Here is a 20,035-nt window from a genome sequence, read left to right as displayed (position 1 = left end):
GTTGAGAGGACGTCGATGGGCTGCGCGGAGCCGGCCGCCATCCTGCTTCTCCGCGGGCGCGCCGCGGCGAGCGATCGATTCGAAGCGCTGCTTCGGCGCCATGTGCCGGACGTCGAGGTCGTCCGCGATCCCGAGCGCGCGCTCGATCGCTGCCGGCGCGAGCCGCCGCCGGCGCTCGCCGTGGACTGGAGCGACCCGGCCGGCGCGGCGGCGTTCTGCATGCGGGCGCGGGCGCAGCCCGGCGGGGACGTGGTGCTCCTCCTCGCGATCACGGAGCGCGAGGAGGACGTCGAGGGCATCCTCGCGGCGGGCGCGGGCGACTTCCTGCTCGTGCGCGGCGACGGCGCGGCCGCGGCCGCGGCGGCGCGGCTCGCGGTGATCCGACAGCGCGCCGCGCGCGACGCCGCCTCGCGGCAGGCGCTCGCGCAGGCGCAGGCCCGGCTCGTGCTCGCCGGCCGCATGGCGAGCGTCGGCACGCTCGCGGCCGGCGTCGCCCACGAGATCAACAACCCGCTCGCCTTCGTCATCACGAACATCGACGCGGCCATGCGGCGCGTCGGCGCGATCGACCGGCGGAGCGGCGCGAGCGACCGGCGGAGCGGCGGCCCGTGGCCGCGCTCCCACGGCGACGGCCGGGGGTCATCGAGCGAGCTCTCCGAGGTGCTGGCGCTCCTGGAAGACGCCCGCGAGGGCGCGGAGCGGGTGCGGCTCATCGTGCGCGACCTCCACACGTTCTCGCGCGCCGGGGACGACCACCGCGGCCCGGTCGACGTCAGGCGGGTGCTCGACTCGTGCGTCCACATGGCGATGAACGAGATCCGGCACCGCGCGCGCGTCGCCCGGAGCTTCCAGGAGGTGCCGCCCGTCGAGGCGAACGAGCCGCGGCTCGCGCAGGTCTTCCTGAACCTCATCGTGAACGCCGCGCAGGCTATCCCCGAGGGGCGCGCCGAGCAGAACGAGATCGAGCTGAGGGCGCGCTGCGACGCCGCGGGCTGGGTCGTGGTCGAGGTGCGCGACACCGGGACGGGGATCGCGAAGGAGGCGCTCGGTCGGATCTTCGACCCGTTCTACACGAGCAAGGAGGAGGGCGAAGGGCTCGGGCTGGGCCTCTCGATCAGCCAGTCCATCGTCGCGGCGCTGGGCGGCCGGATCGAGGTGGAGAGCCGCCCCGGCGCGGGGAGCACCTTCCGCGTCGTCCTGCCCGCGGCGAGCGCCGGCGACCGGCGCACGCCGGCCGCGGCGGAGGGCGCGCCGCGCTGGCTCCACGCGAGCAGCAAGCCCGCCGCGGCCGAGCCGGCGGCGCCGCGGCGGCGGATCCTCGTCATCGACGATGAGCCGCTGCTCGCGCGGGCCATCGCCGGGACGCTCGAGCCGCGGCACGAGACGATCGCGACGGCGAGCGCGCGCGACGCGCTCGCCCGCATCCGCGCCGGGGAGCGCTACGACGCCATCCTGTGCGACCTGATGATGCCCGACATGACGGGGATGGACTTCTACGCGTCGCTCGGCGAGCACGCGCCCGACCAGCAGCGCCGGATCGTGTTCCTGACCGGCGGCGCCTTCACCGAGCGCAGCAAGGCGTTCCTCGCTCAGGTCAGCGCCCGGCTGCTCCTCAAGCCGTTCGACGCGGGCACGCTGCTCTCGCTGATCGACGAGGTCGTCGCCTCGCCGCTCAGTGATAGTCGCGCGACTTGAGCGACACCTCTTCCCCGCTCGGGAGCTCCAGCCGCTCGAGCTCGCGCGCGAGGACGTGGACCACCTCGCCCTGCCGCTCCACCCGCCCCGTGACGAGCATGAGCGCAGCGTGCCGCGCCACCTGGTAGTGGTCCGCGAACACCTGCTTCTGGACGATCACGTTGACCACGCCGGTCTCGTCCTCCAGCGTCACGAACGTCACGCCGCTCGCCGTCGCCGGCCGCTGGCGCCCGACGACCATCCCGGCGACCCGCACGTTCTCCCCGTTGCGCGACGCCTTGATCTCCTCGGCGGTCCGCACGCGCCCGGCCCCGCGCCGCCGCTTGAGCGCCGGCCGCAGGTGCCGCATCGGGTGGTCGTGCAGCGACAGGCCCACCCGCCCGTAATCCAGCGCGAGCTGCTCCAGCGGCCGCAGCGGGGGGAGCCCCACGTCCCTGTCCTTCTCGATCGGCACGCCCTCGAACAGCCCGTCCACGCGGGGCGCGCGCGCCCGCCAGAGCGCCTCTCTCCGGGCGGGCACCAGCGCGGCGAGCGCGCCCGCTTCGGCCAGCGCTTCCACCTCGTTCTTCTTCAGCTCCGCGCGGCGCACGAGGTCCGGGAGGCTCGTGAACGGCGCCTCTTCCCGCGCGGCCACGACCGCCGCCACGGCCGCCTCGCCGAGCCCCTTCACGAGGCGCATGCCGAGCCTTAGCGCCGGGCCCGCCGAGGGATCGGCGGCGGGCTCGAGGGTCGAGTCCCACGCGCTGCGCACCGCGCACACCGGCCGCACCTCCACGCCGTGCCGCTGCGCGTCCTGCACCAGCGCCGACGGGCTGTAGAACCCCATCGGCTGCGCGTTGAGCAGCGCGCAGGTGAACGCCGTCTGGTGATGGACCTTGAGCCAGGCCGACGCGTACACGAGCAGCGCGAAGCTCGCCGCGTGCGACTCCGGGAAGCCGTACTCCCCGAAGCCCTGGATCTGCTGGTAGAGCATCTCCCCGAACCTCGCCGGGATCCCCCGCTCGGCGAAGCCCTGGATCAGCCGCGCGCGGTGCCGCTCCAGGCGCCCGTGCTTCTTCCACGCCGCCATGTCGCGGCGCAGCTGGTCGGCCTCGCCCGGCGTGTAGCCCGCGCCGACCATCGCGATCTGCATCACCTGCTCCTGGAAGAGCGGCACGCCGAGCGTGCGCTCCAGGATCGGATCCAGGCACGGGTGCGGGGACACGGGCGCCTCCTGCCCCGTCCGCCGGCGCAGGTACGGGTGCACCATCCCGCCCTGGATCGGGCCGGGGCGCACGATCGCCACCTCGATCACGAGGTCGTAGAACCTGCTCGGCTTGAGCCGCGGGAGCATCGCCATCTGCGCGCGGCTCTCGATCTGGAACACCCCCACCGTGTCGGCCCGGCCGATCGCCTCGTAGACCGCAGGATCTTCGGGCGGGATCTGCGCGAGCGCCGCGATCGGATCGAACACGGCGCCCCGAGCCGCGTCAGCCGAGGGACCCGCGAGCGCGGCGCTCCCAGCCGCCTCGGCCGAAGGACCCGCGAGCGCGGCGTCCCGGGCCGCCTCGGCCGAAGGGCTCGCGCCGAGAGCGCCCCGCCCCGCGTGGATCAGCGCGAGCGCCTTGCGGATCGCGGTCAACATGCCGAGGGCGAGGACGTCGATCTTGAAGAAGCCGAGGTCGTCGAGGTCGTCCTTGTCCCACGGGATCACCGTGCGGCCATCCATCCGCGCAGGCTCGACCGGCGCCACCTTGTGGAGCGGCTCCGAGGACAGCACGAAGCCGCCGACGTGGATCGAGAGGTGGCGCGGGAAGCCCTCCAGCGCGCTCGCCATCAGGATGGCCTGCCGCACGCGCACGTCGTCCGGATCCAGGCCCGCCTCGCTCACGCGCTTCTCGGTGATGTCCGCCTCGTGGTGCAGCACGAGGCCGCTCAGCCGATCGACCTGATCCGACGAGAAGCCGAACGCCTTGCCCACCTCGCGCAGCGCGCTCTTCCCGCGGTAGGCGATGATCTCCGAGACCATCGCCGCCCGGTCGCGCCCGTACATCTCGTAGATCGCCTGGATCACCTCCTCGCGGCGCTCGTGCTCGAAATCGACGTCGATGTCCGGCGGCTCGTTGCGCTCCTCCGACAGGAAGCGCTCGAACAGCAGGTTGGACCGGGCCGGGTCCACCGCCGTGACGCCGAGCACGAAGCACACCGCGCTGTTCGCCGCGCTCCCGCGGCCCTGGCAGAGGATCTGCCGCGCGCGGGCGATCTTCACGACCTGCTGCACGCTCAGGAAATACGGGGCGACGCCGAGCTTCGCGATCAGCGCGAGCTCCTTGTCGATCTGCGCGCGCACCTGGGGCGGCGTCCCCTCCGGGTAGCGGTCGCGGCAGCCCTCGTCGGTGAGGCGGCGCAGCGCCTGATCCGAGGTCTCCCCCGGCATGCAGAGGGCGTCGCTCGGGAAGCTGTAGCGCAGCTCGGACAGCGAGAAGCGGCAGCGCGACGCGGCCTCCACCGTCCGCGCGACCCAGGCCGGGTGATCGCGGAACAGCGCCGCCATCTGCGCGCCGGACCGCACGTACGCCTCCGCGTTCGGCGCGATCCGCGTCCCGGCTTGATCGAGCGTGGTCTTGGTCCGGATGCACGTGAGCACGTCGGCGAGCGGCTTGCGCGACGGGTGGTGGTAGAGCGGGCGCGCGGTCGCCACGACGCAGGGGCCGTAGCGCCGCTCCGCCGCGAGGGCCGCCGCGACGCGCTCGCCGTCGCGGCGGTCGAGGTGCTTCCACGTCGCGGCGAGCGCGCGCTCGCCGAACGCCTCGCGCAGCGGGCCCATGAGGGCGAGGGGCGCGTCCGCCGGCACCAGGGGATCGAGCGGGACGATCGCGGTGAGGCCCCGCGGCGCCGCCGCGATCGCCTCGGCCGAGATGCTCGCCACGCCCTTCTCGCAGTCCGCGTGCGCGATCGTGAGCAAGCGGCAGAGGTTCGCGTAGCCCTCGCTGTCCTCGACCAGGAGGACCACCGACGGCGACACGCCGGGCGCGCGCTCGACGCGCGCGCCCGCGCCCGCGCGCATCGCGCCGATCGTCAGCTCGGCCCCGACGATCACCCGCTGCTCGATCTTCTTCGCCGCCGTGTGCGCGCGGACGCTGCCGTAGATCCCGTCGCGATCGCAGATCGCGAGCCCCTCGAGGCCGAGCTCCTTGGCGCGGTGCACGAGCTCCTCGGGGTGCGAGGCGCCCTCGAGGAACGAGAAGCAGGAGCGGCCGCAGAGCTCCACGAACGGGACCGAGGCGCCCGCGCTCACTCGCACCACCCCTGCAGGAAGGCCTCGCCCGTCGCGCGGTCGACGTAGATCCACGCCTCGCCGCAGGAGCTCGCGCTCGCGCCGTCGCGCGGGGGGCGCAGCTCGCCCGGCCGCGCCCTGCCGGAGGGCGACCCCGAGACCAGCCAGGCGCGCGCGTAGTCGCGCGAGGCCGGCGCGGGCGTCCACCACTCCACCGCGTCGAGCCGCATCACGAAGCAGAGCCGCTCGATCGCGTAGAGGTGCCGGTCCACCGCCACGATCGCCCCCCGCCCCACGCGGCCGAGCGGGATCGGCTGCGGAAGGAGCCGCGACGGCTCCGGCGCCGGCGCCTCCTCCCCGCCGCGCGCCGCCGCGCCCTGCTCCGCCGCGGCCTGCCGCGCCGCCCGCGCCGCCCTCGGCGGGCGCGGCGCGAGCGCCTCGTCCTCGACCGGCGCGAGCCGCGAGCGCGCCTCGGGGCGGTGCGCGTCCGCGATCTCCAGGACGCCCACCCGCTCCGCGCCGATCTCCGCCGAGAGCTCGGCCAGGAGGGCCGGCAGGCTGTCGGGATCGACCGAGCGGTCGCGCGACAGATCGAGCTGCACCTGGCGGGCGCGCGCGATGCGCGAGGCGATGAGGTGGACGCCCACCGCGGGGGCCGCGAGCTCGATCCGCTCGAGCTTCGCCTTGAGCGGGCGGAGCAGGTCGCCCGCGTCGGAGAGGGGCACCGGCATGTCGACGTGGAAGCGCAGCGAGGGGCCGCGCTCGTCGTCCTCCGGGAGCTCCGCCGCCGCGCCGTCGCCCTCGCCCTCGCCGTCGCCCTCGCGCTCGCCGAGGCGGAGCCGCGCGATCGATCGATCGTAGGCGATCGCCACGTTGAGCCGCCCGCAGGCCTCGCCGCGCGCGGCGAGCCGCGACGCGATCCGCGACGTCATGCCGCGCAGCACGAACAGGAGCGACTCGGCGCTCTCGACCGGGTCGTCGAAGAGCACCTCCTCCTCGATCAACCGGGGCACCTCGAACGGCAGGAGCGGCACGGGATCGCGGCCGGCGATGAGCTCCATCACCTCGGCCGTGCGCGGGCCGAGGCGCGCCGCCACCTGCGCCCGCGGCAGCCGCGCGAGATCCTCGACGCGGAGCACGCCGAGCCGCACGAGGAAGCTCGCCACCTCGCGCTCGACCGGGAGCGCCTGCACCGGCAGCGGCGCGATCGCCTGCGCCCCCTTGCCCGGCGCCGCGATCCGCGCTTCGTCCCCTCGCCCGCCGTCCGCGTGCGCGCCGAAGCGCGCGATCGCCTGCGCGAGCCGCGGCCCGTCCGCGATCGCGAGCCGCGCCCTGTGCCCGAGCGCCGCCACGCGCTCGCCGAGCTCATCGAGCAGCGCCTCCTCACCGCCGACGAGGTGCGACGCCCCGGTGATGTCGAGCCACACCGTGTCGTACGGGCCGTCGCCCCAGGGGCTGCGCGCCGCGCCCGGCGCGCGCTCGCCGCCGCGCCCCGATCGCGACGCCCCCGCGCGCGCCGCGCCGCCGCGCGAGGCGGCGCCCTGCTCGCCGAGCTGGATCGACGCCGTCGCCCCGAGCCCGAGCGCCACCTCGGCGACCCGGCCGAGCGCCGCGTCGATCTCGGCGAACGTCACCCGGTGGATCGCGAGGTGCGCGACCAGCGCCGCGGCCTCGACGACCTTCTGCCCCGGCCTCACCCCGTACCGCCTCGCCTCGTCGTCGACCAGGTCGATGACCGCCGCGGGCGGCTGCGGCTGCGGCTGCGGCTGCAGCTCGCGCTCGGGCCGCGGGGCGAGCGCCGCCCGGCGCTCGTCGTCGCCGCCGAGGATCACCGCGAGCGGCGCCTTGCCGCTCGGCGAGACCGGCCCTCGTTGCTTCACCAGCTCGCACGCGAGCTGCGGGAGCACGATCGCCACAATGCGCCTGACCGCCATTGTTCCCTCCCTCACACCCGCGACAGCGCCGGCCGCGGCTCGCTGCCCGCCGCCCGCTCCGCCTTGGAGTCTGCCCTCGACCGCTCCCCCAGCACCACCGTGGTCGGCGAGGTCACGCGCCCCCGGCGATCCTTGGCGACGCGCACCGTCAGCCGATCCTCGGCGACCTGCTCGAGCTCCAGCCGCATCGCCACCGGCAGAGGCATCGGCCGTGCCGCCTGGCGGTCGGTGAGCAGCAGGATCGTCCCGTCGCTCCCCTCGATCGCCAGGGCGAGCTTGCGCACCACGTTGACCCAGCGCGCCAGATCCTCCTCGCGGCGCCCCGCCGCGGGCGCGCTCCGCTCCCCCTTGCCCGCGCCCTGGCCGAAGGCGCCCGGGACGCCGGCCACGTCGATCACGACCACCGAGAACGCCCGACTCGTCGCCACCCGGACCGCGACCTTCGCGAGCGCCTCCAGGGGGGGCCGCACGACGAGCAGCCGGCCCAGGTCGACGCCCGCGCGCGCGACCGCCGGCGCGAAGAGCGAGCCGCTCGGGTCGATCCACGCGCACCACGCCCCCGCGGTCGCGCTCGTCCCGCGCAGCCGGGCCTCGGTCTGCGCCGCCGCGCAGGCGGAGAGCGCGATCGAGGTGGAACGCCCCAGCCCCCGCGGCGCGGCGAGCTCCACCACCCCACCCCGCGGCAGCCCCCCTTCCGGCAGCGCGTCGTTAATTTCCTGGATACTGAGCGGGAGCGTCTTGGCGCGGGCTTCGAACTCGGGAAGGGTGTGGCGCAGGAGGTCCCGGGCGAGAGGAGCGGCAAGAGCGACGGGCGACATACTGAACATGGTAACAGTACCCCCGCGAAGCTGCCAACTTTGCCGGACGAAGAACGTCCTACCCGCGCGCGCTGCGTTCTCCTTTGCCCTTCCTTTTAAGTGGAACGGCCCTGTCCGGCGAATTTGCGGCGAGGACAGCGAGAACGGGCACCAGCTAACCGGAATAGCACCGCCGGTGGTGCCCGGTAGGCACGGCATTTCGGGGTAGGTCATTGCCGGTCCCAGGAGCGCCATGGTCCCGGGACAGCCGCAGGATACGTAATTCTGATTACAAATCCTGCGGATCAGCTGATCGTGCTGTTCAGCTCAGCGACGCTGCCGCCGTCTGGGGGACGCCCCCGATGTAGCGGGAGCTAGGCCGGATCAGCCGCCCCACGCGCCGCTGCTCGTCGATGTGCGCGCACCACCCGGCGACCCGGCCCGCCGCGAACGTCGGCGAGAACAGCGCGCGCGGCAGCCCGAGCGCGTCGAGCAGCACCGCCGTGTAGAACTCGACGTTCGCGCGCAGCGGGCGCTCCGGGTGCCGCGCGCGGAGCGCCGCCTCCGCCGCGCGCTCGACCGCGCGCGCCAGGGCGAGCCGGGCGCCCTGCGCGCCGCCGGCCGTCCGACCGAGCCGCTCGATCGCCCGCTCGAGCACCGCCGCCCGCGGATCCCGCACCCGGTAGATCCGGTGCCCCATGCCCATGATCCGCCGGCCCGCCGCGAGCTCCGCCTGGATCCAGCGCTCGGCGCGCCCCGCGACCGTCGCTGCGCGCTCGCCCGCCTCCGCGCCGCCCGCCTTCACGTCGCCCGCCTCCACGTCGCCCGCCTTCACGTCGCCCGCCTTCACGTCGCCCGCCTTCACGTCGACCGCGTCCAGCATGTCGAGGACCGGCCCCGGCGCGCCGCCGTGCAGCGGCCCCTTGAGCGCGCCGATCGCCGCGACCACCGCCGAGATCGCGTCCGAGCCGGTCGAGGTCACGACGCGCGCGGCGAAGGTCGACGCGTTCATGCCGTGATCCGAGACCGTCACGAGGTACGTGTCGAGCGCGCGCGCCTCGGCCTCGCTCGCCGCCGCCCCCCGCACCATCCGCAGGGTGTCGGCCGCGTGCCGGAGCGCCGGATCCGGAGCGACCGGCGCCTCGCCCGCCCGGCGCCGCGCCCACGCCGCCGCGAACGTCGCGACCGCCCCCGCGATCGCCGGCGGCGGGGCGTCGCTCCCGAGGTGCGCGACCGCGGCGCGGAGCGCGTCCATGCCGTCCGGCGCCTCGAGCGCATCCCCGAGCCGCCCGAGGAGCGCGAACGCCCGCGCCCGCCCCTCGGCGATCGCCGCCCGGAGCGCCTCCCGCTCCGCCGGCGCGGGCAGCGCGCCGCGCCAGAGCAGCCCGCACACGTCCTCGAACGTCGCCCCGCCCTCGCCAGCGAGCTCCTCGACGTCATGGCCGGCCAGGGTGAGCCGCCCCCGCTCCCCGTCCACCTCCGACAGCCGCGTCTCCGCCACCACCACGCCCTCCAGGCCGCTCGCGAGCGGCGCCGCCGTATCCCTCATCCGAACCACCTCCGCTGGAGCGTAGGATTGGGCCTGACGTCAAGTTGATCAACGTTGATTGTACAATCAACTATGAACGACATAGACAGCGGGTCGACGCGCGCCGCGCGGGGGGCGGCCCGCGCCCTGCCCCCTCGGCGCTCCTCCGCCTCCCTCGCCGGGATTCGACCCAGAAATGCAGGGCTCTCCCGGCGATCCGCGGCCGCGCCGCGATGGATCGAGCGGCGTGGTTGATCTAAGGTCGATGCACGATCATGGTTGATCTACCTGGCTCGGATCCGCGCCCCTCGGCGTACGTGACCGGCGCCGAGGCGGCGGCGCTGCTCGGCGTGAAGCGGGAGACGCTCTATGCGTACGCGAGCCGGGGCGTGCTCCGGGGCGTGCCGGGCGGGCGGGGGCGCGCGCGGCTCTACCTCCGTGCGGACATCGAGCGGCTCAAGGCGCGGCACGACGCGCGCGCGGGGCACGGCCCGGTCGCGGCCGAGGCGCTCCGGTGGGGCGAGCCGGTGCTCGAGTCGGCGCTCACCGCGATCGGGCCGCGCGGGCCCGTGTACCGGGGCAAGGAGGCGGTCGCGCTGGCGCTCGCCGACGTGCCCTTCGACGCGGTCGCCGAGCTCCTCTGGACCGGGGAGCTGCCCGAGGGCGACGCGCCGCCGGCGCGGCCGGCCCGGCTCGGCCTGCGCCCGGCGAAGATCGCGGCCCTCCTGCCCGACGGCGCGCCGCCGCTCGCCGCGCTCGCGCTCGCGGTGCCCGCGCTCGGCGCGCACGACGCGGCCCGCCACGTGGGCGCCCCCTCGGGCGACGGGCGCATCCCCACGACCGACGCGGAGCGCGCGCGGGCGCGGGCGCTCGTGCGATCGATGGCGGCGCTCGTCGGCCTGGGGCGCGACGCGCGCGCCGCCGCCGCCGCGCTCGAGGCCGAGGGCACGCCGCGGCGCGTGCTGATCGCCCTCGGCGCGAACCCCACGAAGAAGGCCGAGCGCGCCGTGAACCGGGCGCTCCTGATCTCGGCCGATCACGAGCTGAACGCCTCGGCGTTCGCGGTCCGGGTGGCCGCCTCCACCGGGGCCGACCTCTACGCCTGCGTCAGCGCGGGGATCGCCGCGCTCTCCGGCCCGCGGCACGGCGGCGTCACCGAGCGCGTCGAGGCGCTCGTCGCCGAGGCGGGCCGCCCCGAGCGCGCCGCCGCCACGGTCCACGAGCGCCTGCGCCGCGGCGAGCCGATCGTCGGCTGCGGGCACCGGCTCTACCCGGACGGCGATCCGCGCGCGCAGGCGCTGCTCGAGACGGCGCGCGCGCTCGCGCCGCAGAGCGCGGCGCTGCGCACGGTGCTCGCGCTCGTCGACGCGCTGCGCGACGCCGGCCTCGATCCGCCGTCGCTCGACCTCGGCCTCGTCGCGATCTCGGCCGCGCTCGGGCTGCCGGCCGGCTCGGCGGCGGCGCTCTTCGCGGTGGGGCGCGCCGCGGGGTGGATCGCCCACGCGTTCGAGCAGCGCGAGGCCGGGTACCTCTTGCGGCCCCGCGCCCGCTACACCGGGCCGTGATCGCGCGCCCCCGCCGCGCGGCTCAGAAATTGACCTGCATGCCGAGCTCGACGACCCGGTTCGGCGGCAGCCCGAAGTACGCCGTCGCCGGCCGCGCGTTCCGGGAGATGAACGCGAACAGCGCCTTGCGCCACCGCGACATCTTCGAGCTCCCGGTCGTCAGCAGCGTCTCCCTGCCGAGGTAGTAGCTGGTCCTCGCCAGATCGATGGTGAGGCCGTGCCGCTTGCACCCCTCGAGCACCGACGGGGCGTTCGGCGTCTGCATGAAGCCGTAACACGCCGTCACCTGGTAGATCCCCTCGCCCCGCGGGATCACCGTCGTGCGCCGGTCCGCCGGCACCTCCGGCACGTTCAGCACCTGGATCGAGAGCAGCACCACCTGCTCGTGCAGCACCTGGTTGTGCTTCACGTGGTGCAGCAGGATCGGCGGCGTGCCCTCCGGGTTCGAGGCCATGAAGACCGCCGTCCCGCGCACCCGGTGCGGCTTCATGCGCCGCACGTCCTCGAGGAACATGTCGAGCGGCAGGATCGCCGACTTGATCGCCTCCGCGAGGTGCTTGCGCCCGGTCTTCCAGGTCGTCATCACGGTGAAGGTCGCCGCGCCCATCACGATCGGCACCCAGCCGCCGTGGAAGAACTTGGCGCTGTTCGCCGAGAAGAACGCGAGATCGATCACGAGGAAGAGCCCGGCCAGGGGGAGCGACTTCCAGGCCGGCCACCCCCACGTCCGCCGGGTGACCACGTAGTAAACGATGGTCGTGATCCCCATCGTCCCGGTGACCGCGATGCCGTACGCGGCCGCGAGCGCGCTCGAGTTCTGGAAGGTGAGCACCAGCACGAGGCACGAGACCAGGAGCCCGCTGTTCACCTCCGGGACGTAGATCTGCCCCGCCTCGTCCTTCGAGGTGTGGACCACCGTGACGCGCGGGAAGTACCCGAGCTGCACCGCCTGCTGCGTCAGCGAGAAGGCCCCGGAGATGAGCGCCTGTGACGCCACCACCGTCGCCGCGGTCGCGATCGCCACGGTCGGGTAGAGCGCCCACGACGGGACCAGCGCGTAGAACGGGTTCGCCGCGGCGGTGGCCGGGTCCTCGAGGAGCTTGGCCCCCTGGCCGAAGTAGTTGATGAGCAGCCCCGGCCAGACGATCGTGTACCAGGTGTACTTGATCGGCCCGCGGCCGAAGTGCCCCATGTCGGCGTAGAGCGCCTCGCCGCCGGTGATGCACAGGACGACCGCGCCGAGGATCAGGAAGCCGTGCAGCTCGTTGTGGGCGAAGAAGCTCACCGCGTACGTCGGCGAGACGGCCCGGAGCACGCCGGGGTTGTGGAGGATCTCCTTGGCCCCGAGCAGCGTGAGCGCGAGGAACCACACGAGCGTCACCGGGCCGAAGATCGTCCCGACGCCGGCCGTGCCGCGCTTCTGCACGAGGAACACGGCGAGCAGCACCGCGCAGGTGATCGGCACGACGGCGGGCTTCAGGGTCGACGTCGCGACCTCGAGGCCCTCCACGGCCGACAGCACCGAGATCGCGGGCGTGATCACGCCGTCGCCGTAGAGGAGCGCGGCGCCGAAGAGGACGAGCAGCACCAGGAGGCCGCGGCGGTCGTCCTTGCGATCGCTGCTCGGGACGAGCGCCAGGAGCGCGAGGATGCCGCCCGCCCCTTCGTTGTCCGCCCGTGTGATGAACGTCACGTACTTGACGGTCACCACCATCATCAGCGACCAGAACATCAGCGAGAGCACGCCGAGCACGTTGTCGGGCGTCGGCGCGACGTGGTGCGGGCTGGCGGGGCTGAAGCACTCCTTCATCGCGTAGAGGGGGCTCGTCCCGATGTCGCCGTAGACGACCCCGAGCGCCGCGAGCATCAGCGGCCACATCTTCTTCGCGCCGTGAGCGTCCTTCGCGCCGCGGGCGCCCTCGGCGCCCGCGGCGCCTTCGGCCGATGGAGACGGCGCCGGGTGCGCTGCGCCCGGAGCAGGCTGTGGGCTTGTGGTCATCGGGGCGAATCCTACTCCATCGCACGTGCGCCCCGCGAGCAGGCGGAGCGCGCCGGCGGCGGCGCGTCAGCCGAGCAGCCGCGCCGCCGCGGAGAGATCCTTGATGAAGCGGGAGAGCTCGGCTTGCCTCTGGGCCTGGTCCGGGATGCGGAGGATCGACGCCGGGTGCACGGTCGCGAGCGCTCGCGGCGCGAGCGGCGAGGCGACGACGCGGCCGCGCTCGCGCGTGACCCGGAACGCGCTGCCGAAGAGCGCCTGCGCCGCCGTCGCGCCGAGGCACACGACGATCTCCGGCCGCACGACCGCGATCTCGGCCGCGAGCCAGGGGAGGCAGGCGCGGATCTCGCGCGCGTCGGGCTTCTGGTGGATGCGGCGCTTGCCGCGCGGCTCCCACTTGAAATGCTTCACCACGTTGGTCACGTACGCGCGGCTCCGCTCGATGCCCGCGGCCTCGAGCGCGCGGTCGAGCAGCTGCCCCGCCGGGCCCACGAACGGCTTGCCCGCCCGATCCTCCATGTCGCCCGGCTGCTCGCCGAGGAGCAGCACGCCGGACCGCGCCGCGCCCTCGCCGAACACCGTCTGCGTCCCCCGCTCCCAGAGCGGGCACGCCCTGCAGCCCGCGGCCGCCTCGCGCAGGCTCGGCAGGGTGGGATGGCTGGGGACAAGCGGCGCCGCCGTCTCCGCGCCGGCGCCGGGGTCGCGTCCTGCTGCAGTTCGTCTTGCCACGTGCGCCATGTTCCCCCCGGGCACCGCTCGTGCCACTCGATTCAACGACGCGCGCCCCAACGACGACGCGCGCCTCGACGACGACGCGCGCCGCGCGAGCGCGGACGCAGCGCGTCGCGCGCGACGCGGCCCCCAGCCGCCTTGACTGCCCCAGGCCGCATTCCCATAGTGCCTCCCTCCCTCTAACGTGACCGACCAGTCAGAATGCCCCGCCTCGCCGATCGCCGCGCCAGGATCGAGTTGCTCCGCGCCGCGGAGGTGATCTTCACCGAGCGCGGGCTCACCGCCGCCCGGGTCGAGGACATCACCGAGCGGGCAGGCGTCTCGAAGGGCGCGTTCTACCTGCATTTCCAGAGCAAGGACGACTGCTTCAAGCAGATCGTGGAGACCTTCGTGGCGCGGCTCGCGGGGTGCGTGGAGCCGCCGCCCATGCTCATGGAGGAGGGCGAGAAAGGCTCGCTGAACGAGTACTTCAAGCGGGTCCACGCCCACGACATCGAGGTGCTCGAGTTCTGCTGGCAGAACCGGGCGCTGCTCAAGATGATGCAGGCGGGCGGCGGCGGAGCCCCGTATGCCTACCTCATCGACGAGTTCGCCCAGCGCGTCGAGCGCCAGGTGGAGAGCACCATCCGCTATGCGACGGACATCGGCCTCTACCGGCGCGATCTCGATCCCAGCGTCATCGCCGCGCTCATCTCGGGCGCGTTCGACCGCCTGGTGCGCAAGCTGATCGACGCGCCTTCCCGGCCGGACATCCCCGCCTGGTGCGCGCAGGTGCTCCAGCTCTTCGCGCAGGGCCTGCTCGCCCCGGAGGCGCGCGCCGTCGCTGACCGGGCAGTCACGGAAGCGGCGCCGCACAGCGCACGGCAGGCGGCGGTCGACCCTCCGGCCAGCGGCTCGCGCGGCGAGCGCAGGCGGTCCAGGGCCAAGCCGACCTGAGGCGCGCCCTGCGCGTCACGGAGCTGCGCGCGCCCAGCAACACCCTCCCGCTAGGGTTTTTCCTGAACGTTCCACCTGTGTGGAAAACGTGCCGAGGAATCCGGACTGGCGTCCGGGATACACCTGACACGGGATTCCGCTTTCCCCTAGCCATTCGTCGGGCGCTTGCTGAGGTAATGGTCGGGCAGGCGTGGGGGAACAGCGAGGGGTCGGTCGAGCGGCCTGGGGGAAAGCTGGTGGACGCGCCCCCTCTTCGGGGACGCGCATCCGGGCGTGTGCTCCGTGCCCCTCGACAGGCATTCGTTCGGCCGACAGCAGGTGCTCTCGGGCGTTTCCCCGTCAGGGGCCGGATGTGTATCGAGGGGGTCGTGGTGAGCATACAACTGGGCCGTAACGGGCGGTTGCTCCGGGAACGCTTATGAGGGCGCCACGGCCGCTCGTGCCCGCCGCGCGCTGCGCAGCGGAGCGCGCCTACGGCGACCGCGCGCAGCGCAGCGGAGCGCGCCTACGGCGACCGCGCGCAGCGCAGCGGAGCGCGCCTACGGTCGACCGCGCGCAGCGCAGCGGAGCGCGCCTACGGTCGACCGCGCGCAGCGCAGCGGAGCGCGCCTACGGTCGACCGCGCGCAGCGCGGCGGAGCGCGCCTACGGTCGACTGCTCTGCTCGCGATGGTCTGAGCGTGAGTCCTTCAACGGGCCGCGGCGCCGCGGCCCGCGGGATGGGCCGCAGGCCAAGAGCTCGTGGGAACGTAATCAGACAGGACTCGACGTGTCGGACCGGCCGCTGCGCTGTGGCGAGTTGCCCCTGAAGACTGCTATCAAGGAGAGGCGCCGAACACGGCGGGACGCGTTCGCACAACGCGAGGAGATGCAGATGGCATCCCATACCAGCTACAGCATCTACGTTCGCTTCCGCGGCAGGCGGCTCGCGCTCATGAAGCACATCCGCTCGCTCGAGACGGCGTGCTCTGCGCTGCGCACCTTGCGGGCAGAGCGATTTCACGACGCGGATCAGGTGTTCCTCGTCAACGACGCCACGAAGCAGATCGTCGACGAAGCGAAGCTGCAGGCCGCCGTGGAGCCGAGCGGAGATCGTGCGATCGCGGTCAGGAGCCGTGACGACGACGGCGACGAGCGTGGGGCGCCCCCGCGCCGCGCAGACGGCGGGGCAGCGCCGCCGGCGCACGTGGAGCGGGCGCCCGCGCGGCTCGCCGCGCCCGAGGCGCCCACCCGGGGCGCGGCGCTGGGGGACTCCCCGGAGAAGAGGTGGTCCAGCGTGGACCGCCTGGAGCCCCCCCGGGCGCGCCTGCACCGCGCGATGGCGGCGGCCCAGGCCGCCCGAGCGCGCCACGACGCCGCGCTGAAGTCCTTGATCAGACTCCAAGCCAACCATTTGCTCGACGAGAGGGCGCTGTTCACGCTCGAGCGTTCCGCCCGCGCCGCGTCGGAGCACTCTGCGTGCACCCTGGAGCAGCTCGATCAGCTCCTCAAACAATTGGACTCCGGGCGATGGAGGCGTGAATAAGGCGCCGCCGGACGCAAGTGTAACCTTTTGATGAGGAAGGATGGTGGGGGCCTCCAGGCGTCGCGCCCGACGTTCGGTCTGAACGTCCACGGACAATCGCAGGCGCATCGCCTGACCGCATACCGCAAACGTGGCATCGTCCTCGTTAGATCTTCCACGGCGGCGAGGTGCCCGAGAGCGCACCCGACCGCGTGAATGCCAATGCCCGAACAGAAGAAGTCACGCCGGACGCAACTCAAGGCACCGGGCCAAAGCAGGACCGCGCCTCGATCCGGCAGCGCCGTTGTGCCAGGGCGCCAGCTCGACGCGGGCGAGCTCGCCGCGGCGACCGCGCCGCATTCCGGGAGCGAGCTGCGTTTTCCCGTCGTGTGCGCCGTCGCTTCCGCTGGCGGGCGCGGCGCGCTCGCGGAGCTGCTCCGGCACCTCCCGAGCAGGGATACCGAGCTCTCCCTCGTGCTCATCTACGACGCCGGCCCCGAGGAGGGCCCGCTCTTCGAGCTCGCGGCGCAGTGCAGCCCGCTCCCCGTGACCGAGCTTCGATCCGGGGCCAGGCTCATCCCGGGTTGTGTCCAGGTCCTCCCCCGGGACGTGCAGGCGACGCTCGCCGGCGGGATCGTCAACGTCGCGCCGCGCGGCGAGGGAGGCCCGAGCAGCCCCGCGGACGTCTTCCTGCGCTCGCTCGCGAGCGAGCTGGGCGAGCGCGCGGTCGGCGTCGCGCTCTCCGGCGCCGGGAGCGACGGCGCGCTCGGGCTGAAGGACGTGAAGGCGGAGGGCGGGGTCACCTTCGCCGAGGATCCGCGCACCGCCGAGCGCCCGTCGCTGCCGCGGAACGCCGTCGCAGCAGGAGGCGTCGACTTCATCCTCAGCGTCCAGGAGATCGCGGCGGAGCTCGTGAGGATGGGTCGACCCGGGTACACGCTCGCTCCGTCGCTCGCGCAGGGGCCGTCCCTCGGGGCGGATCCCGATCTCGGCAAGCTCTTCGGGCTGCTCCGCGCCTCGACGGGCGTCGACTTCAGCCACTACAAGAAGAGCACGCTGAAGCGCCGCATCCAGCGGAGAATGACGCTCCACCGGCTGGCCACACTGCAAGACTACGTGGACCACCTGCAGGCGGACCCGGCCGAGCTCCAGGAGCTCTACCAGGACCTCCTCATCCGGGTCACCGCGTTCTTCCGGGATCCAGGCGCCTTCGCCGCGCTGAAGACGCACGTGTTCCCGGTGCTCATGCACAAGAGGCCGCTCGACTCGCCGGTTCGCATCTGGGTGCCGGGCTGCTCGACGGGCGAAGAGGTCTACTCGCTCGCGATCTCCCTGCTCGAGTTCCTCGAGGCCGACGCGGAGGATCGCATACTCCAGATCTTCGGCACCGATCTGAGCGAGGCCGCCATCCACTGGGCGCGGGACGGGATTTATATCGAGAGCATCTCGATCGACGTCTCCCCCAGCCGGCTGCGCCGCTTCTTCGTCAGGGTGCAAGGCGGCTTCCAGGTGAGCAAATCGGTCCGCGACCTGTGCATCTTCTCGCGCCACAACGCCGCGGCCGACCCGCCCCTCTCGAAGCTCGACCTCATCAGCTGCCGCAACCTCATGATCTACCTCGAGCCGAGCTTGCAACGCCGGCTCCTGCACACCTTCCACCAGTCGCTCAAGCCCACGGCGTTCCTGCTCCTCGGCTCGTCCGAGAGCATCGGCACGATGCCCGATCGGTTCGGGATCGTGGACAGGACCCACCGGATCTTCTGCAAGCGCGCCGCGCCCGAGGCGACCTACCCGCTCGGCGCCGGCGCGCCCGATCTCTCGAGCGAGCCCGCGCCGGCCCCGGAGAGGCTGAGCGCGGCCGTGGGGCTCGGCATGGAGACGGTGCGCAGGGAGGCCGACGCCCTCGTCATCGCGCGGTACGCCCCCGCGGGCGTGGTGGTCGACGAGGACATGCAGATCCTCCAGTTCCGGGGCAAGACGGGGCCCTACCTCGAGCCGGCGCCGGGCGACGCCAGCCTGCACCTCTTCAGGATGGCCCGGCCAGGGCTCCTGCTCGGCCTCCGCGAGGCCGTCGACGCGGCGAGGAAGCTGGGCGCGATGGCCCGAAGGCGGCAGCTCAGGATCGAGCACGGCGACAGGCTCCGGAGCGTCGACGTCGAGGTGTGGCCGCTCAAGGCGCAGCTCGCCCGGGGGCGCTGCTTCCTCGTCCTCTTCAGCGAGCCGGGCGCGACACCGCCGGAGCGGGGGGTCCTCGACGCGGCCCCGAGCGACTCCGCCCGGCAGCTGGAGCTCGTCCAGCTCCGCAGGGAGCTCGAGACCACGCGGGAGTACCTCCAGTCGATCATCGACGAGCTCGAGGCGACGAACGAGGAGCTGCAGTGCGTGAACGAGGAGCTCCTCGCGAGCAACGACGAGCTGCGCAGGGCGAACGACGCCCTCGACGCCGAGCGGGAGGGACACGGGTCGCCCCTCGGGGAGCTGACGGCCGCCGACAGGGTGCTCCCGCGCGGCGACGCGGCGCGCAGGCTCACGGACGGGGCCCTGCGCGGCCTCGACGCGCCGGGCGGCGCAGGGCGCGAGCTCGCGGTCGCGTCCGACACCATGCCCGCCGTCTTCGAGGTCCTGCGCCACCCGATCCTCCTGCTCGACGGCGAGCTCAGGGTCCGAGCGGCCACCCGGCACTACTGCGATCTGTTCATGGTCTCGCTCCGGGACATCGAAGGACGACCGCTCTCGGCCATCGAGGCCAGCTGGAACACCCGTCCCCTGGAGCAGCGGCTCCGGGACGTGCTCCACCGGAGCGCCGCGCTGGTCGACTTTCGCTTCGAGGCCCTGACCGCGCACGCCGGGCGCAACACGTTATCGCTGTCCGCGTTCCGGCTGGAGACCGGCGCGGGCGAGCTCCCGGCGCTGCTGCTCGTGTTCGACGACCGGACCGGAGCCGACAAGGACGAGAGCGCGCCGCCGGGGCTACAGCGCGCGCACCGCACCGGCCCGGCCTGACGCGCTCACCGCCCCCGCGATCGCCAGTCCCCCGAGGCGATCCGGGGACACGTTCGCACCTGGCGCGGCAGCATCAGGTACGCCTCGCAGCGCCCGCCCTCGTCGAGCTCGATCGGCTCCCGCCGGAAGAGCTCGGGGCAGCCCTCGTAGAGGTCGAGCGCGGCGAGCGTCTCCCCGTCGGGCTCGTAGAGCTCGCCGAGGACCCCGACCGAGCCCCCGCGCACGAGCGCCGGGTAGGCGCCGAGATCGGCGAGCTCGAAGGACGCAGCCGTGCGGGCGGCGCCGAGGCAACGCGCGCGCCCGAGCAGCGCGTGCGAGCGCTCGCCGCGCATCAGCGTGCCGTAGACGAACAGCGGCACGGCGCGATCACTGGCAGTGCTGCTCGACCGCGGCGAGCAGCTGTTCGAGGTTGATAGGCTTCTTGAGGAACTGCGCCGCGCCGAGCGAGGACACAAACTCGTCGCGGCCGGTCGCCGAGATGATCACCACCGGGATCGCGGCGATCTCCGGGTCCTTCTTCTGCTCCGCCCTGAACTGCCACCCATCCATGATGGGCATCATGAGGTCGAGCAGGATGAGGCCCGGCTTCGGGTCGCTTCGGAGCGCGCTCAGGGCCTCGCCGCCATGCGCCGCAGAGGCGACCGCGTACCCCTCCTCCTGCAGGAGCTCGGCGAGGGTCTCTCGAATATCCGGATCATCGTCAACAACGAGAATCCTCTTCAAGGGAGTAGCAGGCACGGTGCATCAATCACTATGCGAAAGGCTGACGTCGCGGCGAAACAGGGAAAGCCCTGAATCCCTGCTCGGGGTCCGCTTGACTCGGCCTGATCTACGAGGAGGGGGGCGCATGAAGGTGGCTGGTCGCTCTGGTCGGTCTCGTAGGTGTCGTAGGTGCCGTGCGTCGAGGGGCCGACGGCCAGCGGGCCCGAGGGCGACGCCGCTCCGGCCCTGGCGCTGCGCGAGCCCGGAGGAGCTCGGGCGAGGCAGCGCTGGCAGGGGGCGTTCGGGCATACGTGTCGCGTCGGGCGTCAGCGTCGAGCCCGATGGTACCGCAGCGGAGCGCTCCGGCGAAGCCGGTATCTGCTGGGGA

At 73.7% G+C, this 20,035-nt stretch carries 13 protein-coding genes; 5 read left to right on the top strand and 8 right to left on the bottom strand.

The genetic code is table 11. From position 1 onward, the window contains the following. Positions 1 to 15 precede the first annotated feature (15 nt). Entirely contained in the window at positions 16 to 1,695 is a 1,680-nt protein-coding gene (locus tag WMF43_RS10890) for an ATP-binding protein (RefSeq protein WP_437679537.1), read from the top strand. On the opposite strand, the gene dnaE is transcribed toward WMF43_RS10890, so the two are convergent. From dnaE to WMF43_RS10870, 4 genes are all read right to left on the bottom strand, one after another. Then, positions 1,673 to 4,972 carry a DNA polymerase III subunit alpha gene (dnaE, locus tag WMF43_RS10885; RefSeq protein ID WP_437679535.1) on the bottom strand — a complete coding sequence of 1,100 codons (3,300 nt, stop codon included), beginning with the start codon at positions 4,970 to 4,972 and terminating at the stop codon, positions 1,673 to 1,675. The two genes, WMF43_RS10890 and dnaE, sit on opposite strands and share 23 nt — an antisense overlap. Continuing rightward, a complete protein-coding gene (locus tag WMF43_RS10880) occupies positions 4,969 to 6,885 on the bottom strand; it encodes a DinB/UmuC family translesion DNA polymerase (RefSeq protein ID WP_437679533.1) in 1,917 nt (638 codons plus the stop codon). Before WMF43_RS10880 ends, dnaE begins: the two co-directional genes overlap by 4 nt. 11 nt (positions 6,886 to 6,896) lie before the next feature. Further along, a complete protein-coding gene (locus WMF43_RS10875) occupies positions 6,897 to 7,703 on the bottom strand; it encodes a recombinase A (RefSeq protein WP_437679532.1) in 807 nt (268 codons plus the stop codon). 301 nt (positions 7,704 to 8,004) lie between these two features. After that, positions 8,005 to 9,231, bottom strand: a complete 1,227-nt coding sequence (locus WMF43_RS10870; RefSeq protein ID WP_437679530.1) for a citrate/2-methylcitrate synthase — start codon at positions 9,229 to 9,231, stop codon at positions 8,005 to 8,007. Between the two features lie 254 nt (positions 9,232 to 9,485). Here WMF43_RS10870 and WMF43_RS10865 point away from each other — a divergent pair, with 254 nt between their 5' ends. Further along, positions 9,486 to 10,775: a citrate synthase family protein gene (locus WMF43_RS10865; RefSeq protein ID WP_437679528.1), complete on the top strand. Its 1,290-nt coding sequence runs from the start codon at positions 9,486 to 9,488 to the stop codon at positions 10,773 to 10,775. A 22-nt stretch (positions 10,776 to 10,797) separates the two neighbouring features. On the opposite strand, the gene WMF43_RS10860 is transcribed toward WMF43_RS10865, so the two are convergent. After that, on the bottom strand, positions 10,798 to 12,774 hold the full coding sequence (locus WMF43_RS10860; RefSeq protein ID WP_437679527.1) for a potassium transporter Kup: 1,977 nt from the start codon (positions 12,772 to 12,774) through the stop codon (positions 10,798 to 10,800). A 66-nt stretch (positions 12,775 to 12,840) separates the two neighbouring features. After that, the gene (locus WMF43_RS10855) at positions 12,841 to 13,509 is read right to left on the bottom strand and encodes a UdgX family uracil-DNA binding protein (RefSeq protein ID WP_437683985.1); all 669 of its coding nucleotides are present in this window, start codon (positions 13,507 to 13,509) and stop codon (positions 12,841 to 12,843) included. Positions 13,510 to 13,704: 195 nt separating this feature from the next. On the opposite strand from WMF43_RS10855, the gene WMF43_RS10850 reads away from it, so the two are divergent. The 3 genes from WMF43_RS10850 (at position 13,705) to WMF43_RS10840 (ending at position 18,945) form a co-directional block, all read left to right on the top strand. Beyond that, positions 13,705 to 14,439 (top strand): TetR/AcrR family transcriptional regulator, encoded by a 735-nt coding sequence (locus WMF43_RS10850; RefSeq protein ID WP_437679525.1) that lies wholly within the window; start codon positions 13,705 to 13,707, stop codon positions 14,437 to 14,439. 873 nt (positions 14,440 to 15,312) lie between these two features. After that, a complete protein-coding gene (locus tag WMF43_RS10845; protein WP_437679523.1) occupies positions 15,313 to 15,963 on the top strand; it encodes a hypothetical protein in 651 nt (216 codons plus the stop codon). A 285-nt stretch (positions 15,964 to 16,248) separates the two neighbouring features. Continuing rightward, positions 16,249 to 18,945 carry a CheR family methyltransferase gene (locus WMF43_RS10840; protein WP_437679522.1) on the top strand — a complete coding sequence of 899 codons (2,697 nt, stop codon included), beginning with the start codon at positions 16,249 to 16,251 and terminating at the stop codon, positions 18,943 to 18,945. Positions 18,946 to 18,950: 5 nt separating this feature from the next. Here WMF43_RS10840 and WMF43_RS10835 read toward each other — a convergent pair whose 3' ends face one another. Both WMF43_RS10835 and WMF43_RS10830 read right to left on the bottom strand, forming a co-directional pair. Next, positions 18,951 to 19,304, bottom strand: coding sequence for a gamma-glutamylcyclotransferase family protein (locus WMF43_RS10835; protein ID WP_437679520.1), 354 nt, complete (start codon positions 19,302 to 19,304; stop codon positions 18,951 to 18,953). Positions 19,305 to 19,311: 7 nt separating this feature from the next. Beyond that, entirely contained in the window at positions 19,312 to 19,668 is a 357-nt protein-coding gene (locus tag WMF43_RS10830) for a response regulator (RefSeq protein WP_437679518.1), read from the bottom strand. Between the last annotated feature and the right edge of the window lie 367 nt (positions 19,669 to 20,035).

It is taken from the genome of Sorangium sp. So ce131, from assembly GCF_051519095.1.
Classification (GTDB): domain Bacteria; phylum Myxococcota_A; class Polyangia; order Polyangiales; family Polyangiaceae; genus Sorangium.
Note: the sequence above shows the minus strand (reverse complement) of the source record. Positions and strands in the feature narration are given on the sequence as shown.

Coding starts and splice junctions, on each gene's coding strand:
- WMF43_RS10890 (WP_437679537.1), top strand. CDS start 16: ATGGGCTGCGCGGAGCCGGCCGCCATCCTGCTTCTCCGCGGGCGCGCC.
- WMF43_RS10880 (WP_437679533.1), bottom strand. CDS start 6,885: ATGGCGGTCAGGCGCATTGTGGCGATCGTGCTCCCGCAGCTCGCGTGC.
- WMF43_RS10875 (WP_437679532.1), bottom strand. CDS start 7,703: ATGTCGCCCGTCGCTCTTGCCGCTCCTCTCGCCCGGGACCTCCTGCGC.
- WMF43_RS10870 (WP_437679530.1), bottom strand. CDS start 9,231: ATGAGGGATACGGCGGCGCCGCTCGCGAGCGGCCTGGAGGGCGTGGTG.
- WMF43_RS10865 (WP_437679528.1), top strand. CDS start 9,486: ATGGTTGATCTACCTGGCTCGGATCCGCGCCCCTCGGCGTACGTGACC.
- WMF43_RS10860 (WP_437679527.1), bottom strand. CDS start 12,774: ATGACCACAAGCCCACAGCCTGCTCCGGGCGCAGCGCACCCGGCGCCG.
- WMF43_RS10855 (WP_437683985.1), bottom strand. CDS start 13,509: ATGGCGCACGTGGCAAGACGAACTGCAGCAGGACGCGACCCCGGCGCC.
- WMF43_RS10850 (WP_437679525.1), top strand. CDS start 13,705: ATGCCCCGCCTCGCCGATCGCCGCGCCAGGATCGAGTTGCTCCGCGCC.
- WMF43_RS10845 (WP_437679523.1), top strand. CDS start 15,313: ATGGCATCCCATACCAGCTACAGCATCTACGTTCGCTTCCGCGGCAGG.